The 16,759-nt window shown below is 71.6% G+C and carries 16 protein-coding genes; 8 read left to right on the plus strand and 8 right to left on the minus strand.

Going from position 1 to position 16,759, the window contains the following annotated elements; genetic code table 11:
- Positions 1-75 precede the first annotated feature (75 nt).
- The 5 genes from ACN28F_RS16095 to ACN28F_RS16115 all read left to right on the plus strand — a co-directional run bounded on the left by ACN28F_RS16095 (position 76) and on the right by ACN28F_RS16115 (position 3,744).
- Positions 76-363, plus strand: coding sequence for a FitA-like ribbon-helix-helix domain-containing protein (locus ACN28F_RS16095; protein WP_289208757.1), 288 nt, complete (start codon positions 76-78; stop codon positions 361-363).
- On the plus strand, positions 360-755 hold the full coding sequence (locus ACN28F_RS16100) for a type II toxin-antitoxin system VapC family toxin (protein ID WP_289208758.1): 396 nt from the start codon (positions 360-362) through the stop codon (positions 753-755). Before ACN28F_RS16095 ends, ACN28F_RS16100 begins: the two co-directional genes overlap by 4 nt.
- Before the next feature lie 61 nt (positions 756-816).
- Complete coding sequence (locus ACN28F_RS16105; protein ID WP_289208759.1) at positions 817-2,253, plus strand: hypothetical protein; 1,437 nt, start codon at positions 817-819, stop codon at positions 2,251-2,253.
- Positions 2,250-3,050 (plus strand): 3-ketoacyl-ACP reductase, encoded by an 801-nt coding sequence (locus ACN28F_RS16110; protein ID WP_421358493.1) that lies wholly within the window; start codon positions 2,250-2,252, stop codon positions 3,048-3,050. The genes ACN28F_RS16105 and ACN28F_RS16110 overlap by 4 nt, the downstream gene beginning before the upstream one ends.
- Positions 3,051-3,207: 157 nt before the next feature.
- A complete protein-coding gene (locus ACN28F_RS16115; protein WP_289208761.1) occupies positions 3,208-3,744 on the plus strand; it encodes a hypothetical protein in 537 nt (178 codons plus the stop codon).
- Between the two features lie 102 nt (positions 3,745-3,846).
- On the opposite strand, the gene ACN28F_RS16120 is transcribed toward ACN28F_RS16115, so the two are convergent.
- Both ACN28F_RS16120 and ACN28F_RS16125 read right to left on the minus strand, forming a co-directional pair.
- A complete protein-coding gene (locus tag ACN28F_RS16120) occupies positions 3,847-4,068 on the minus strand; it encodes a DUF397 domain-containing protein (RefSeq protein WP_421361415.1) in 222 nt (73 codons plus the stop codon).
- Positions 4,044-4,919: a helix-turn-helix domain-containing protein gene (locus ACN28F_RS16125; protein ID WP_421358495.1), complete on the minus strand. Its 876-nt coding sequence runs from the start codon at positions 4,917-4,919 to the stop codon at positions 4,044-4,046. The genes ACN28F_RS16120 and ACN28F_RS16125 overlap by 25 nt, the downstream gene beginning before the upstream one ends.
- A 442-nt stretch (positions 4,920-5,361) precedes the next feature.
- Here ACN28F_RS16125 and ACN28F_RS16130 point away from each other — a divergent pair, with 442 nt between their 5' ends.
- A complete protein-coding gene (locus ACN28F_RS16130; protein ID WP_289210776.1) occupies positions 5,362-5,646 on the plus strand; it encodes a hypothetical protein in 285 nt (94 codons plus the stop codon).
- 39 nt (positions 5,647-5,685) lie between these two features.
- Here the strand turns inward: ACN28F_RS16130 and ACN28F_RS16135 are convergent, their stop codons facing one another.
- Positions 5,686-6,609, minus strand: coding sequence for a PASTA domain-containing protein (locus tag ACN28F_RS16135; protein WP_289208764.1), 924 nt, complete (start codon positions 6,607-6,609; stop codon positions 5,686-5,688).
- Positions 6,610-6,733: 124 nt separating this feature from the next.
- On the opposite strand from ACN28F_RS16135, the gene ACN28F_RS16140 reads away from it, so the two are divergent.
- Positions 6,734-7,924 (plus strand): hypothetical protein, encoded by a 1,191-nt coding sequence (locus ACN28F_RS16140; protein ID WP_421358498.1) that lies wholly within the window; start codon positions 6,734-6,736, stop codon positions 7,922-7,924.
- Positions 7,925-7,964: 40 nt separating this feature from the next.
- Here the strand turns inward: ACN28F_RS16140 and ACN28F_RS16145 are convergent, their stop codons facing one another.
- Both ACN28F_RS16145 and ACN28F_RS16150 read right to left on the minus strand, forming a co-directional pair.
- Positions 7,965-9,446 (minus strand): glutamate--cysteine ligase, encoded by a 1,482-nt coding sequence (locus tag ACN28F_RS16145; RefSeq protein WP_289208766.1) that lies wholly within the window; start codon positions 9,444-9,446, stop codon positions 7,965-7,967.
- 309 nt (positions 9,447-9,755) lie between these two features.
- Complete coding sequence (locus ACN28F_RS16150; protein WP_289208767.1) at positions 9,756-10,331, minus strand: YceI family protein; 576 nt, start codon at positions 10,329-10,331, stop codon at positions 9,756-9,758.
- Between the two features lie 98 nt (positions 10,332-10,429).
- Here ACN28F_RS16150 and ACN28F_RS16155 point away from each other — a divergent pair, with 98 nt between their 5' ends.
- Positions 10,430-10,921 (plus strand): MarR family winged helix-turn-helix transcriptional regulator, encoded by a 492-nt coding sequence (locus tag ACN28F_RS16155; RefSeq protein WP_289208768.1) that lies wholly within the window; start codon positions 10,430-10,432, stop codon positions 10,919-10,921.
- 298 nt (positions 10,922-11,219) lie between these two features.
- On the opposite strand, the gene ACN28F_RS16160 is transcribed toward ACN28F_RS16155, so the two are convergent.
- From ACN28F_RS16160 to ACN28F_RS16170, 3 genes are all read right to left on the minus strand, one after another.
- Positions 11,220-13,895, minus strand: coding sequence for an ATP-binding protein (locus ACN28F_RS16160; RefSeq protein ID WP_421358500.1), 2,676 nt, complete (start codon positions 13,893-13,895; stop codon positions 11,220-11,222).
- A gap of 93 nt (positions 13,896-13,988) precedes the next feature.
- Positions 13,989-15,149: an acyl-CoA dehydrogenase family protein gene (locus ACN28F_RS16165; RefSeq protein WP_289208770.1), complete on the minus strand. Its 1,161-nt coding sequence runs from the start codon at positions 15,147-15,149 to the stop codon at positions 13,989-13,991.
- 35 nt (positions 15,150-15,184) lie between these two features.
- On the minus strand, positions 15,185-16,717 hold the full coding sequence (locus ACN28F_RS16170; RefSeq protein ID WP_289208771.1) for an acyl-CoA carboxylase subunit beta: 1,533 nt from the start codon (positions 16,715-16,717) through the stop codon (positions 15,185-15,187).
- Positions 16,718-16,759: the final 42 nt, after the last annotated feature.

Here is a 16,759-nt window from a genome sequence, read left to right on the forward strand (position 1 = left end):
CCGGGGTGAGCAGATCCTGCTGCCGCAGCCGAAGCAGACTTGACTCTGCAGTCATAACGCATTCAAAATGAAGTCATGACTGTGGTGCTCACCATCCGCGACGTGCCGGAGGAGGTGCGGGACCTCCTAGCCCAGCAGGCCCGCGAACGCGGCCAGTCGCTGCAGGCGTACCTGCTGGCCGTCCTCAACCGGCAGGCTGACTTCTGCCGCAACCGGCAGCTCCTCGCCGAGCTCAGCGACGAACTCGACGGCGGCAGCAGCGGAGCCGGACCGACCTCGGCCGACGCCTCCGACCTGCTCGCCCGTTCCCGCGCTGAACGGGATTTCCCGGACTCCGCGCCATCCGGGCGGGACGTCGCGTGATCGTCGTCGACGCCTCGGTCCTCGCGAGCGTGCTCGTCTACAGCGACGACCGCGGTCGCAAGGCCCGCGCCGTCCTGGGTCGCGATCCCGAGTGGGCTGCACCGGAGCACTGGAAGGTCGAGGTCTTCTCCGTCATGCGAGGGCTCGCCCTCGGCGGGAAGATCACCAACGAGATGGCGGCGCGGGCGGTCGACCGGATCAGCCGCCTCGGCGTCGACACCGTGCCGATCGACGATCTGCTCACCCGGATGTGGCAGGTCAAGGCGAACATCAGCGCGTACGACGCCCCCTACGTCGCCCTCGCGGAACGCCGCGCCCTGACGCTGGTGACCGCCGACGGCAAACTCGCCCGCGCGGCGAGCGCGTACTGCCGGGTCGAACTCGTCGCGTAGCGGGACGCGGGTTCGGCGGCCTGGTCTTCCGCCCAGGCAAGCGCTTTCCTATGCTGATCCGATGATTCGGATCGACGACGCGCTGACCCCGGCCAGCCTGCAAACCAGGATCGACCGCCTCTGGGAAGCCTCCGCCCACAAGATCGACTCGATCGAGAAGACCTGCCCGCCCGGGTCGGCGTCGCCGGTCTTCACCGTCGACGGCCGGTACGCCGCGCGTGGCTGGACCGAATGGACCCAGGGCTTCCAGTACGGCTCGGCGCTGCTGCAGTTCGACGCCACCGGCGAACAGCGGTTCCTGGACTCCGCCCGCGAGTTGACCGTCGCCGTGATGGCCAGCCACGTCAGCCACATCGGCGTGCACGACCACGGCTTCAACAACGTCAGCACGTACGGCAACCTGTGGCGGCTGATGGCCGAAGGACGGCTCCCGCACGACCGCGCCGAGCGCGACTTCTACGAGCTGGCGTTGAAGCTGACCGGGGCGGTCCAGGCGGCCCGCTGGCGGGACACCGCCGACAGCACCGGCTACATCTACTCGTTCAACGGGCCGCAGTCGCTGTTCGTCGACACGATCCGCTCCTGCCGGGCGCTGGCCGTGTCGCACCTGCTCGGCCACGCGCTCATGGGTGAACAGGACGAGCGGATCTCGCTGCTCGGCCGGCTCATCGAGCATGCCACCAACACGGCCCGGTACAACGTCTTCTACGGCGAGGGGCGGGACAGCTACGACACCCGGGGCCGCACCGCCCACGAGTCGATCTTCAACGTCAACGACGGCCGGTTCCGCTGCCCGAGCACCCAGCAGGGCTACTCGCCGTTCACCACCTGGACCCGAGGCCTGGCCTGGGCGATGCTCGGCTTCCCGGAGCAGCTGGAATACCTGGCCGTGCTGCCGGACAGCGACCTCGAACCGTACGGCGGGCGGGCCGAAGTGACCGCGATGATGCTGCGGGCCGCCACCGCCACCTGCGACTTCTACCTCGAGCACACCCCGACCGACGGCATCCCGTACTGGGACACCGGCGCACCCGGTCTGGCCGCTCTCGGCGACTACCTGGACCGGCCGGCGGACCCGTACAACGATCATGAGCCGGTCGATTCGTCGGCCGCCTGCATCGGTGCACAGGGTCTGCTGCGACTCGGCCGCTACCTGACCGACGCCGGGCAGCCCGACGCCGGTCGCCGCTACTGGCAGGCCGGGCTGACCGTGGCCGGCACCCTGCTCGACGAGCCGTACCTGAGCACCGACACCCGCCACCAGGGACTGATCCTGCACTCGATCTACCACCGGCCGAACGGCTGGGACCACGTGCCGGCCGGCAGTCGGGTGCCGCACGGCGAGTCGAGCATGTGGGGCGACTACCATGCCCGTGAGCTGGCGCTCTACCTGCAGCGGGTGGCGCGCGACGAGCCGTACTACACGTTCTTCGGCCCGGCCGGCACCGACGGCGCGGGCATCGCCGACAGCGCGGGCACCGTCGGGGGCGCACGGTGACCGCCGCGGACCAGGCCGGCAGCGCGGACCAGGTCGCCATCGTCACCGGCGGCTCGCGCGGCATCGGGCGCGGGATCGTGCTGGCGTTGGCGGCCGCCGGGTACGACGTCGTGGTCAACTACGCCCGCAACGCCGACGCCGCCCGCGAGGTCGGCGAGGAGGTCGAGGCGCTGGGTCGCCGGGTGCTGCTGGTCGGCGCGGACGTGTCGGTCGGCGCGGACCGGCAGCGGCTGGTCGATCAGACCGTGGCGACCTTCGGCCGGATCGATCTGCTGGTCAACAACGCGGGCGTGGCCCCGGACGTACGGGCGGACCTGCTCGACGCGACCGAGGAGTCCTTCGACCGGCTGATCGACATCAATTTGAAGGGTCCGTACTTTCTGACCCAGCAGGTCAGCCGGGCGATGATCGACATGGTGGCGGCCGGCGCGGTCACCGCGCCGAAGATCGTCATCGTCTCGTCGATCAGCGCCTACACCGCGAGCGTCAACCGGGGTGACTACTGCGTGGCCAAGGCCGGTCTGGCGATGACCGCCCAGCTGTACGCGGCCCGACTGGCTGAGCACGGGATCAACGTGTACGAGATCCGGCCCGGCATCGTGGCCACCGACATGACCGGACCGGTCCAGGCGAAGTACGACGATTTGATCTTCAACCAGGGTCTGACGCCGATCCGCCGCTGGGGCCGACCGGACGACGTGGGCCGGGCGGTGGTGGCGGTCGCCACCGACCTGCTGCCGTTCAGCACCGGCCAGGTGCTCGACGTGGACGGTGGCTTCCACCTGCGGACGCTGTAGCCAGCAGACGCTGTAAACCTGCGGACGCTGTAGCCAGCGGACGCTCCAGTGCCAGCGGACGCTCCAGTCTGCCGGCACCCCTACGGGTGACCGATGGGGGGTCGACCAGGGCTACGCCCGGAGGTGCCGGCGTCGACCGGCCGGCAGGATTCGGGGCATGGACATCGCTCTGGTCGGCTGGTTGGCTCTGGCCGGCGGCTGGCTCGCCGCCGCCGTGATCGCCGAGTCGCTGCCGTCGGTGGGCAGCCCGGCGGCGCTGCGGCGCCGGGTCGGCTGGCTGACCGCGTTCGTGCTGGCCGGCCTGGGCGGGGTCGCCGGGTTGATCGGGGGCGGGGCGGCCAGCGCGCAGGTGCTGCTGGTCGCCGTACCGGCGGCGGCGGTCGCGGTGGTGACCCTGCCGCGCCTGCGGCGGCTGTACGGCGGGTCGGCGGCGTTCGTCACCGCGCCCGCCGCGCCGAGTCCACCGGGGCTGCTGGCCCGCGCGGCGCACCCGCTGGTGGCGTTGCCGGTGCAGGTGACGGCGGTGGCGCTGGTGCCGGTCGCGGCGTGGTATTTCGGCGGCGGGCCGGGGCTGGGGTTGGTCGACGACGGGCTGGTGCTGGCGGCAGCGGTGGCCCTGCTGGTCGTGGTCGGGGTGCGGCATGCGCTGCGGCACAGCGCGCTGGCCGAGCGGGCGTTGGCTCGGCACGGTTGAGCCACGGGGGCACGGCCGCGTCGGGGGCACCGTCGGGGCAGGGGGGAACGATTGAGCCCCGGGGGTACGCCCCCGGGGCTCAATCGTGGCCCAACCGTTGACTCAGTCCAGGTCGAACTCGCCGTCGCGGGCTCCGCCGAGGAACGCGTCCCACTCGTCGGCGGTGAAGATCAACGCCGGCCCGGTCGGGTTCTTCGAGTCGCGGATCGCGATCGCCTGGTCGACGAAGGCGACCTCCACGCAGTTGTCGCAGTTCGGTCCGCTGCGTGAGCTCTTCTGCCAGACCGCCCGGGTGAGGTCTACCCGGAGCCCCTTAACCTCGATGTCCACAATGGCTCCTTAGCACGTTTCGCGATCATGGCGACGGACTCCTCGGGGGTGAGAGCCGCCGCGCGTATGTGATCGAAGATGAAGATGTATTTGCGTAGTTCCTCGGTCTTCTCCAGGAAGAGCCCACCGGTGGCGTTCTCCGCGTAGACCACGTCCGCGTCGCTCGGCTCCGGGAAGTCGAGGATCGTGAACGTGCCGTCCATGCCGGCGTGTGCACCCACCTCGAAGGGCAGGATCTGCAACGTGACGTTCGGCAGGTCTGCCGCTTCGACGAGGCGGTGCAGTTGTGCCCGCATCACCGCGTCCCCACCGACCGGCCGACTCAGCACCGCCTCATCGAGCACCGCCCATACGTCGATCTGATCTTCCTGAGTCAACAACGACTGACGCTTCAGTCGGACATGGACGCGGTGGTCGACTTCTTCGGCGGTGATGTCGGGGCGGGCGGCGCAGATCATCGCGCGGGCGTAGTCCGCGGTCTGCAGCAGCCCTGGGACGACCTGTTGCTCGTACGCCCGCACCGACCTGGCCGCCGCCTCGAAGCCCACGTAGGCCCCGGTCAGCACCGTCGAGTACGGATGCCACCAGCCCTTCTGCCGGGCCTCCCGGGCGATCTGCACCAACTCCTCGGCCTCGGTGCCGGTCACGCCGTAGATCTCCAGCATGTCGCGGACGTCGCGGGGCGTCGCAGTCGTGTGCCCGGTCTCGATCCGGGAAACTTTCGACGAGGAGCACTCCAGGCGCTCCGCGACAGCATCGATCGTGACGCCCGCAGCGTCCCGCCGCCGGCGCAGTTCGGCGCCGAGACGGCGGCGCCGGACGGTTGGGCTTCGGCGCTCGGTCACCGGTCACCTCCGGTCAGGGGTGTAGGGGCAGTCGGCGGACCCCGCTCACGCAGCTGAGGGGCGACGATGGGACCGTCGCGAGCGGTAGTACGGGGCGGGGGAGGTCGCCGACGCGGGAAGAATCCCGTTCAGTCTGCCGTGGGTACACGTAGGACTTCAAGCAGCAATCTAGCGAGTGACTCTCGCACCACGCCAGACCCAACTTGCAACTTGCATTGATCGCGGCAGTGGTGCACCCTTTCCGTAGGCCTAAGGTCACTCAGCGTTGATGCATGATCGTTCCTTCCCGGTTGCGCCGTGCCGGGTCGGCGCGACCTGCCGCCACGTCCGCATCCGGTCGCCGACGACCGACCCCGCCGGGTCCGCCGTCGGTGACGGTGTCGACGTACGTGCCGCTGGGTGGCGACCTCGACAACGGCAATCCACCACAGGAGTCGCGATGCTGCTGCCCCGCTCAGGAGAGGTACTCCACGTGACCCGTGCGGCCAGCGTGCAGTTCACCGAACCGCTGCTGTTCCGGGTGATCAGGGTGCACGACTGGCCGACGTACCAGGGCTGGATCTGGCTCGACGGCTACGAGCTCAACGCCGCCGGCGACGCGGTGGACCGGCGGTCGATCTTCGTGCAGATCGACGGGCTGCGGCGGCTGCGGGTGGTGGCCGACCTGCCGGGCCGGGCAGCGCAACGCCGCCCGGCGGCCCAGGCGATGTCCGCGCGGGCCAGCTGACCTCAGCAGGCCGGCCCGCCAGCCCGCGCGGCGCCGCGTTCAGTCGTCCTCGTCGTCGGACTCCCCGGTGGGGGTCGCCGACGGACTCGGCTCCGGTGACGGCTCGCTGTCGGACGCGGCGAGCACGAGCTCGATCTCGGTGCCCGGCGGCACCTCGCTGCCGGCCGGCGGATTCGTCTCGATGACCGTGCCTGCCGGCTGGTCCGAGTCCCGGAAGGTCAGCCGGTAGCCAAGGTCGCTCTCGTCCAGCAGTTGCCGCGCCTGCGCCTCGGTCATCCCCACCAGGTTCGGTACGGCGACCTCGGTGGGCGCGCTGCTCTGCTCCGGCTCCGGCTCGGTCGGCTCCGCTTCGGTCGGCTCGGGCTGGCCCGTCGGCTCCGTCGGAGCGGACGCGGTCGGTGCCGTCGTCGGGCCGGGACCGCCCGGGTCCTGCGTGTCGTCCAGGTTGGCCACCCACCAGATCAGGGTGCCGACCAGGGCGATCACGACCAGTACCAGTACGCCCAGCAGGATCGGCAACCACCACGGCCGGCCAGCCTGACCGGGGCGCTCCGGCTCGCCCCAGCCGCCGCCGGTGCCGCCACCGCCCGCACCGGGCCAGCCCTCGGCGGCGTCACCGCCCGCCGGCCGCACCGGCACCCCGGCCCGACCCGACCAGGCCGGTTCCCGGTCGCCGCCGGTCGGTGGCATCGCTGCGGTCCCCGCGCCGGCCGGCGGCATGGCACCGGTCCCCGGGCCGGGCGGCACCGCCCCGGTGCCGGGCCCGGCCGGCGACGCCGTGCCGGGCCCAGGGCCCGGTTGGTCCGCCCTGGTCGGCCCGCCCGCGTCGCCGTCGCCGTCGCCGTCGGGGTCGCCGGCCCGGGTGGCCCACGGGTCGACCGGGCGGGGCAGTTGACTCGTGTAGTCCCCGACGTCGCGACCTGCCGAGCCGTCCTGGGCAGGATCTCTCGGTCTGTCGGCCATGCTCGTCCTCTCCGTACCACCCGGTGTGACATTCGGTAAGGCTCAAGATAGCCAGCCGCCGCCCGCACAGCGTGCCGACGCCCACGAGTCGCCTCGGCCCGCGCTGACCGCTACAGTGCCCGGCATGGCCGTACGAGGCTGGGGAAGATCGGTCGCCACGGCGACCGGCGTAGCTGCGGGCGCGGGTGCCGCACAGCTCGGCCTGGGCTACGGCCTCGGCATAGTCGCCTGGTTACCGTCCGTCGACATCGGCGGGGAGTCGGCCTGGGTCGCCAGCCTCGCCTGGGCCACCTGGATCGTGGCGACGTCGGTGGTGATCGGTGCCGTGGCCGCCGACCGGCTGGCCCCGTCGGCGACAACGGACGGATCGGCACCGGACGCACGCTGGCAGCCGGAGAGTCTGCTCACCGCGAGCCTGTGGCGACTGGCGCTGGCCGCCGCCGCAGCGGTCGGCGGCATGTTGATCGTGGCGCTGATCGCCGTACCGGCGCGCAGCGCGACCCGGGCCGACACCTTCTCGCCGCAGACGATCGCCGCCGGTTACGCGATGGTCGGCGCGGTCGTCGGACTGCTGATGGCGATCTGGGCGGTCGCCTCCCGGGCGGCGGCGGTCAACGTGATCGCGACCGTCGGCTGGTTGTGGCTGCTGGCCGTGGTGGCCGTGGTCGATTCGGTGCTGGCCGGCACCGGGCTGACCAGCGCCCAGCTCGGGGTCTGGCAGATCACCGCCGACGACGAGCGGTACTGGTTCCGCAACATCTACTGGCCGGGTGCGGCGTTGTCGCTGGGCTCGGCGTTCATCATCGGCGCGGTGTCGGCCTGGCCGGCCGCCCGTGACGCCCGTCGCCGGATCGGCGCGGCGATCTCCGGATGCGTCGGCCCGGTGCTGATCGCCGCCGCGTACTTCCTGGCCGCACCCCGGCTGGTCGGGCCACGCGCGGAGCAGTTGTCGGCGCACCTGCTGGCGCCGTACGCGGTGATCGCCGGGCTGGCGGGCTCGGTGCTGGTCACCGCGATCGCCCAGCGGCTGGAGGTCTCCCGGCAGCGGGCCGACCGCACCGACGCCGACCCGCCGAGCGTGGCCGACGGCGACGGCACGGGCAGCGCCGGCGCCGGCGACGGCTCGGGCGACGCCGACGACCGGCAGGCCGCGCCGGTGCCGACCCAGCCGGCGGGCAGCCCAACCGGCAGCCCGACGGGCAGCGCGGCCGGTGCGGCCGGTGCGACCGGTCAGGCGCCGGCGCGCGGTACGGCGTCGGTGTCCGGACCCGGTCGTGGGCGCCCGTCCGCATCCGGTGGCGGCAGCCCGTCGTAGGCAGCCCGCGCCGGCAGGACACGTAGGCGCTGCCGGCGGATCAGTCGACCGGCCAGGTGTGCACCGGCTCGTTGCTGCGCTGCAACTCGGCGTAGCGCTGCAGCATGTGGTGCAGCGCCTCGGGCCGGGCCAGCCCGTGCTCACGCTCGGCACGCCAGACCGACTCGGTCTGCCAGACCGCGCCGTTGCGACCAGTACGGCACCGCTGCTCGATGATGCCGAGGAGCCGGTCGCGCTGCGCCGGGGCGACACCGAACCGGTCCAGCCCGGCGTACGCCTTCGGCAGCAGGACCTCCAGCACCAGGTCGGTGACCGCGATCTCGCCGAGCTGCGGCCAGTGTAGTTGGGCGGCGAGACCACGGCGGGCCGCCTGGTGGAAGTTCTCCTCGGCGGCGGCGAAGGTGAGCTGGGTCCAGACCGGGCGGTCGGCCTCCGCCAGCTCGCGGGCCAGGCCGAAGTAGAAGGCGGCGTTGGCCAGCATGTCGACGACGGTCGGCCCGGCGGGCAGCACCCGGTTCTCGACCCGCAGGTGCGGGCGGCCGCTCATAATGTCGTACACCGGTCGGTTCCACCGGTAGACGGTGCCGTTGTGCAGCCGTAGTTCGCTCAGCTCCGGCACGCCGCCGTTCTGCAGGACCTCGACCGGGTCCTCGTCGGCGCAGATCGGCAACAGCGGCGGGAAGTACCGGACGTTCTCCTCGAACAGGTCGAAGATCGAGGTGATCCACCGTTCGCCGAACCAGACCCGGGGCCGTACGCCCTGGGCCTTCAGCTCGTCGGGCCGGGTGTCGGTGGCCTGTTCGAACAGCACGATCCGGGTCTCCGACCAGAGCTGCTTGCTGTAGAAGAACGGCGCGTTGGCGCCGAGGGCGACCTGCACCCCGGCGATGGCCTGGGACGCGTTCCAGTACGCGGCGAACGTGTCGGGCGAGACCTGCAGATGGAACTGGACGCTGGTGCAGCCGGCCTCGGGGGCGATCGAGTCGGTGTACGCCTGCAACCGCTCGACGCCCCGGATGTCCAGCCGGATGTCCTCGCCACGGGCGGCGACGATCTGCTCGTTGAGCACCCGGTACCGCCCGTTGGTGGAGAGGTTGTTGAGCACCAGGTGTTGCGGGGTCAGGGTGGGCAGGATGCCGATCAGGATGATCGCGGCGTCGGCCTTGGCCGCCCGGTCGCCGGCACGGGCCAGGCTGGCCTGCAGGTCTGCCTCGTAGTCGGCGAAGCCGTCGCCCTCGATCAGCCGGGGTCGGGCGTTCAGCTCCAGGTTGAACTGGCCCAGCTCCGTCTGAAATGTCGGATCAGCGAGGTTGGCGAGAATTTCCGCGTTCCGCATGGCGGGCTCCGCGTACGGGTCGATCAGGTTCAGTTCCACCTCGAGGCCCGTGGTGGGGCGGTCGGCGTCGAACTTGAAGTCGTCGAGCATCAACGCGAACACGTCGAGACACCGACGGACCTTCTGCCGGTACCGGACGCGGTCCTCCCGGGTGAACGGCGCGCGTGATGCGACATCCCTGCCCATAATGCCCTCCCCGGCGCGTCGACACCCCGCCCCGCCGGCCCGATGGCCGAGCGGCGCGGCGAAGCCGTCTACGACTGTTGGTGGTGCAGCCCCTGCTCGACCGCGACTGTCGTCGGCCCCCCGAGCCGGGACAGGCGGTGATCGCCCCAAAGTGAGCGGGTCGAAGCGCTCGGTTTCACCTTTTCACATCCGGCGGGCGTCTTCTACTGGGCTTATCACACACAGCGGCACCCCGGTCACCGTCGACGGTGACCGGGGTGCCGCTGTAAGGTGCGGGGCTCAGGCAGGGCTCCGCTGCCGCAGCCGGGCTCACGCCTGGCGGATGGCCTCACCCTCGATCTCGATCTTGATCTTCTTGGCCACCAGGACGCCGCCGGTCTCCAGCGCGACGTTCCACGTCAGGCCGAACTCCTCGCGGTCGATCTCGGTGGTCGCGGTGAATCCGAAGATGTCCTGGCCGAACGGGCTACGGCCGGCACCCTCGAACTCGACGGCCAGCTCGACCGGGCGGGTGACGTCCTTGATCGTCAGCTCACCGGCGAGAACGAACTCGTTGCCGTCGACCGAGGCGATCCCGGTGCTGCGGAACTCCAGCGTGGTGAACTTCTCGGTGTCCAGGAAGTCACCGCTGCGCAGGTGGGCGTCACGGTCGGCCTGTCCGGTGGTGATACTGGCGGCCTGCAGCACTGCGGTGACCGAGGACTGCAGCGGGTCCTCGGCGACCGTGATGGTGGCCGTGGCCTCGGCGAACTCACCCCGGACCTTGCTGACCATCATGTGCCGGGCGACGAAGCCGACCCGCTTGTGCGCCTGGTCGAGCTCGTAGGTGCCGGCCGTCGGGATGGTGATGCCGTTCCACTCGCGGGTGTTCTGGTCGGTGCTCATGGCTGCCTCTCGGGGACAAGCGGTTGAGGGATGACGTGTGCAGCAGCAATATTAGACTAAGCAATATTCCCCGTGTCAAGCACTGCTAGGATGACCTGGTGACCGAGCACCTCGCCGACGATCCGCGGATCACCGCGATCGGGCTCCTCTTCGAAGTCCATGCTGGCCTGGCTGCCCGCTTCGCGGCGCAGTTCGAGGAGCAAGGGCTCTCCTCCGTCGAGTTCGAGGTGCTGATGCGGTTGCGTCGCTCCCCGAGCCACCAACTGCGGATGACCGACCTTGCCGCACAGGCCGCCCTGTCCACCAGCGGCGCCACCCGGGTCGTCGACCGGATGGTCCGCGACGGGCTGGTCTGTCGCCGGGCCTGTCCGACCGACCGACGCAGTTCGTACGCCGTACTGACCCGCGCCGGCCAGCAACGCCTCGACGAGACGCTGCCCCGGCACCTGGAGCTGATCGAGCAGTGGTTCACCGGCCAGCTGCAACCGGCCGAACTCGCGGCGTTCCTCGGCACTCTCCGGCGGCTTCGCGACGCCGTGCACCCCGGCGCCACCGCTGGCAGTGACGAGACGCTCGCGGAGACAGCCTGACCGACCGGCGGGACCGGCAGAAGGACCGGCAGAAACCAACAGCGGACACCTTCATAAGCCCACGAAAGCCGCATTCAGCTCGGAACTTCTGGATACCGTACTGACGGCCGGGAACGTAACGGGGGGTGCGGCGCGAAGATCCAGGGCACCGCTGTGGATCGGGGGCGGCTCCGCGCCAACCCGGGGGGCGTGTCGACGTCCGGCGGGTGATCACCCGATCCCCGCCGGACGTCCGCGTCGACCCGCCGGCACCGACACCTCATCCACCGGCGGCACCCGCGCCGCCGCGCTGGCATACTCACACCTGCTCCGGCCAGCCGATCTCCTGCCGTTCCCGGGGCAGCAACGTGATCCCGCTCTCCTGCGCCGCAGCCGCCAACCGGTCCAGGGCCGCCTGCCGGGCGGCCGCTGTCTCCGTACCCGCCACCAGAGCGACCAGGGCCTCGACCGCGTCCCGAGGCTGGCTGCCGCCGCACCGCGACCGGGCCGCCACGGCGTACCACTCCACCGCCAACTCCCGGTCACCCCGGCCTGCGGCGATCGTCGCCTCGATCAACGCGCACCGAGGGTCGTCGCCGGCACCGGCCGGGTCCACCGGTCGCACCGGACCCCGGTCCAGCTCGTCGACCGGCACCGAGTAACTGCGCAGCTGCGTCAACGCCGCGACCGCCTCGGCCAGCCGGCCGTCCTGGGCCAACGCCAGCGCCAACGTGCCGAGGACCCGCCTCCGGTGGCTCGGGTCGCCGACCGCGGTCAGTGCGGCCAGCACCCGACGGGCCAGGTCGACCGCCCGCGCGTACCGCCCCTCCAGCCGCGCGACCTCGGCGAGGTTGGCCCGGGCCAGCAGCCGCAGCCGGTCCTCACCGGTGCGTGCCGCCAGCCGGTCGACGGCGGCCAGCCGACGCCGGGCCGCCCGCAGGTCCCCGACCCGGACCTCGTGCCAGGCAAGGTCGTGCTGGGCCAGGGTCATGTCCCGCACCCGGCCGGTCCGCCCGGCGATCGCCAGAACCGCCTGGGCGTGGTCGCGGGCCTCGGTGAACTGGCCGGCGGCCAGGCACGCCGCGCTGAGCACCGTACGGGTGGCCAGCTCGCCGGCGGTGTCGCCGAGCTGGGCGAACGTGGCCAGCGCCGCCCGGGCGGCCGGCAGCTCCTGGGCGCCGGCACCATGTTCGACCGCCAGTTGCACCACGCCGACCTGCGCCCAGGCCCGCACGCTCGGATCCACGTCGACCATCCGTGGATCGTCGAGCAGTCTGCGCAGCCACCGTCGGCCGGCGACGTCGCGGCCCCGGAACCGCCACCACCTCGGCAGCGCCGCCGCCAGGCGCAGCGCGGTGTGCGGGTCGTCGTTGGCCGAGTGCGCCAACGCCGCCCACAGGTCGCTGGCCACCTCGTCGAGCCGGTTGACCGTCGCCACCAGCTTCGGCCCGGCGAGATCCGCGGTGGCGCGCTCCGCGAGCCCGGCGAACAGGACCGCGTGCCGACGCCGGATGGCGGACAGCTCGCCGTGCGCCGCCGCCCGTTCGGTGGCCAGGTCCCGGATCACGTCGATCAGACGGAACCGGTAGGGGCCGACCCCCCGGGCGCCGAGCAGTCCCAACGACATGAGCCGGTCGAGAAACGGCACCGGGTCGACCGGACCGCCGGCGTCGTCGGTGCCGGTGCCGGTGGTGGTGGTGGTGCCGGTGGTGGTGCCGGTGGTGGTGCCGGTGGTGCCGGGGGTGCCGGTGGCGTCGGGGGTGCCGTCCGCTGCCAGCATGCCCTCGGCGAGCTCCACCGACCACCGGTTGCGCAGCACCGAAAGCCGGCGTACCCCGCGCCGCTCCGCCGGTGTCAGCAGCGTGTAACTGGCCGCGACCGCGTCGCGCAGGGTCACCGCCACCGCTTCCCGCGACGGTGCTCCGGTCAGGTCGAGTGGACGGTCGCCGTACCGGTTGAAGATCTCGTTGAGGTCGAGTGCCCGGCCACGGGCCGCCGCCAGTTCCAACGCCAACGGCAGCCCGCCGAGTCGACGGACCAGCCCGACCAGGGCGCCGACCTCGGTGAGGTGGACCTGTTCCCGCCGTACCTTGCGCAGTCGGGCCAGGAAGAGTTTCACCGCCGGGTAGTCGGCGACCGCGGCGAGGTCCGCCTCGGTGTCTGCCGGCGGCACCTCCAGCGGAGCGACCGGCCACACCCGCTCGCCCGGCAGGCCGACCGGGTGCCGACCGGTGGCGACCACCCGCAGCGTGGGCGCCACCCGCAGCAGCCAGTGCAGCGCGTCGGCGGTGGCGACCGGGGCCCGTTCGACGGCGTCCACCAGCAGCAGGGCGGGAGCGTCGGCGAGCCGGCCCGCCAGGTCGTGGAGGCGGCCGACGTCGAACACGGTCGCGGTCGCGGTGAGTACGTCGCTGACGGACGAGCCTTCGGTGACGACGATCCCGCCGGCCCCGCCCGGCAACTGCCCCGTCACCCTGGCCGCCACCGCCAGCGCCAGGCTGGTCTTGCCGACCCCGGCGAGACCGACCAGGCTGGTCAGTCCCGCGCCGGAGCTGTCGGCCGCGGTGAGGATGTTCGCGAGCTCCGCCACGTCGCAGTCGCGGCCGATCAGCTCCGCTGGCGGCGGCACGCCGCGGCTGCCGCCGCCGGTGGTGCCCGGAGCAGGGTCGTCGCCGTCTGCCCCGGCAGCGACGGCGGCGAGCGTCGGAGCGTACTGGCGGGGGACCGCGGGGCGCAGCGCCGCCGCGTGGCCACGGGCAGCGGCGGCGAACCCGGCCAGGTCCGCACCGGTCAGGCCGAGCGCGGCGGCCAGCAGCTCCACGGTGGTGCGCTGCGGCCGGGAGGATCGGGCCCGCTCCAGGTCACGGACCGTACGGACGCCGATGCCGGCCCGGGCGGCAAGCTCCGCCTGGGTCAGCCCGGCGGCCAGCCGGCACCCACGGAGCAGTTCGTCGAACCCGACCGTGCTCTGGTCAGGAGCATGATCCGGACTCATGGCAGGAGAGAGTACGCAGCCAGGTGTCGTCCAGTCAGCTATCCGTCAGGCTGACGACCCGAATGGAACGGATTTCCGACACAACCGGGGACTTCACTCCACGTCGACAAGTCCAAGATCACGAGCGATGACCATCCGCTGAATCTCCGAGGTACCTTCGCCGATCTCCAGGATTTTCGCATCCCGCCAAAAGCGGCCAACCGGAAACTCGTTCATGAAACCGTAGCCACCATGTACCTGGGCGGCCTCCCGGGCGTTCTGCACGGCGCACTCGCTGGCGTGCAGCTTCGCCACCGCCGCCTGCCGTTTGAACTGCTCACCGGCGAGCATCCGGGCCGCCGCGTCGTAGTACGCCAACCGGGCGGTGTGCGCCCGTACCTCCATGTCCGCGATCTTGAACTGAATCGCCTGGAAGCCGCTGATCGGCCGACCGAAAGCACGCCGCTGCCCGGCGTACCGGACCGACTCGTCGACACAGCCCTGGGCCAGCCCGACCGCCAGCGCCGCGATCGCTATCCGTCCCTCGTCGAGGATCCGCAGAAACTGTGCGAACCCTCTACCCCGCTCACCCAGCAGATTCTCCGCCGGCACCCGACAATCGTCGAACGTCAACTCGTGAGTGTCCGACGCGCACCAGCCGACCTTCGCGTACCCGGGGGCGACGGTGAAGCCGGGCGTACCGGACGGGACGATGATCGTCGACAGTTCCTTCGAGCCGTCCGGCCGGGTCCCGGTCACTGCGGTGACCGTCACCAGCGAGGTGATGTCGGTGCCCGAGTTGGTGATGAACGCCTTCGCGCCGTTGATCACCCACTGGTCGCCGTCGAGCACCGCCCGGGTCGTGGTGCCACCGGCGTCCGAGCCGAAGCCCGGCTCGGTCAGCCCGAACCCGGCCAGCGCCTCGCCACTGATCAACTGCGGCAGCCACCGCCGACGCTGCTCCTGCGTGCCGAACCGGTAGATCGGCATCGCCCCCAACGAGACCGCCGCCTCCAGGGTGATCGCCGTGCTGGAATCGACCCGGGCCAGCTCCTCCAGCGCCAGGCAGAGCGTGAAGTAGTCGCCGCCCATCCCGCCGTACTCCTCCGGGAACGGCAGCCCGAACAGCCCCATCTTGCCCATCTGGCGGACGATCTCGTACGGGAAGGCGTGCCGCTCGTAGTAGTCGCCGATCACCGGCGCGACCACCTCTTGGGCGAACTCGCGGACACTGTCGCGCAGCGCCACCTGCTCGTCGGTGAGCCGGAAGTCCATGTCCAGGTCCTTTCTGGAGATGCCGGGAGGTGCCGCTACACCGGGGTGACGCCGTGCCGGCGGCGGGAGAAGTGCCGGTCCCGGCCGGCCGCCGCCGCGTACCGCCGGACCAGTTCGGCGCGCAACTGCTCGGGTCGGACGATGTCGTCGACGACGAGTTCGCTGGCGAGCCGGGTGAGGTCGATGTCCTGCTCGTACTCGGCGCGGCGCTGGGCCACGAACGCCGCCCGCTGCTCCGGATCCTCGATCGCCGCGATCTTGTTGGCGTAGACCGCGTTGACCGCGGCCTCCGCGCCCATCACCGCGATCTTCGCGGTGGGCAGGGCCAGCGTGGCGTCCGGCGCGAACCCGGGGCCGGCCATCGCGTACAGCCCGGCGCCGTAGGCTTTGCGGACCACGACGCAGATCTTCGGTACGGTGGCCTCGGAGATCGCGCTGATCATCTTCGCGCCGTGCCGGATGATGCCCTGCTTCTCCACCGTGCTGCCGACCATGAAGCCGGGCACGTCGGCCAGGAACAGCAGCGGTACGTTGAACGCGTCGCAGAGCTGCACGAACCGGGCCGCCTTGTCGGCGGAGTCGACGAAGAGCACCCCGCCCTTGAACATCGAGTTGTTGGCGACCACGCCGACCACCTGGCCGGCCAGCCGACCGAAGCCGACGGTCAGCTCGCGGGCCCACAACGCCTGGATCTCCAGGAAGCTGCCCTCGTCGAGCAGCCCTTTGACGAACCGGCGCATGTCGAACGCCTGCCGTTCACTCGCCGGCACCAGCGCGGCCAGGTCGACACCGGCCGGCGGCTCGACGGCCGCCGTCGCCGGTGGCGGCTGGTGCCAGTTGGCCGGCAGGTAGGACAGGTAGCGGCGGACCACGTCGAGCGCGTCGTCCTCGGTCTTGCAGAGGAAGTGCCCGACGCCGGACTCGGCGCAGTGCACCCGGGCACCGCCCATCGCCTCCAGCGTGGTCTTCTCGCCGGTGACCATCTCGACCATCCGGTCCGACCCGAGGTACATGCTGGCGTTGCCCTCGACCATCGCCACCACGTCGCAGAACGCCGGAATGTAGGCGCCGCCGGCGGCGGACGGCCCGAACAGGGCGCACACCTGCGGAATCGCGCCGGAGGCCCGCACCTGGTTCCAGAAGATCCGGCCGGCACCGCGCCGGCCGGGAAACAGATCGACCTGGTCGGTGATCCGGGCGCCGGCGGAATCGACCAGGTAGACCATCGGCAGACCGGCGTCGTACGCCCGCTCGATGATCCGGATGATCTTCTCGACGGTACGGGCACCCCACGAGCCGGCCTTGACGGTGGAGTCGTTGGCCATCAGGCAGACCTGTCGACCGTCGATGGTGGCTGTGCCGGTGATCACGCCGTCGGCGGGCAGCCCGTCGGCGAGGGCGTTGGCGTACCGGCCGTCCTCCACGAAGGAGCCCGCGTCGACAAGCCGGTCCACTCGCTCCCGGGCGAACAGCTTGCCCCGGTCGGCGTTCGCCGCGTGGTACTTCTCCGCGCCGCCGGCCCGGATCCGCTTGTCCAGCCGGTCCAGCGCCTCACCGTCCAGTGTCACGCCGCCCCCTCGCACCCGCCCGCACTAAACGATCGTTAGGTT

The organism is Solwaraspora sp. WMMA2101 (assembly GCF_049179175.1).
GTDB lineage: Bacteria > Actinomycetota > Actinomycetes > Mycobacteriales > Micromonosporaceae > Micromonospora_E.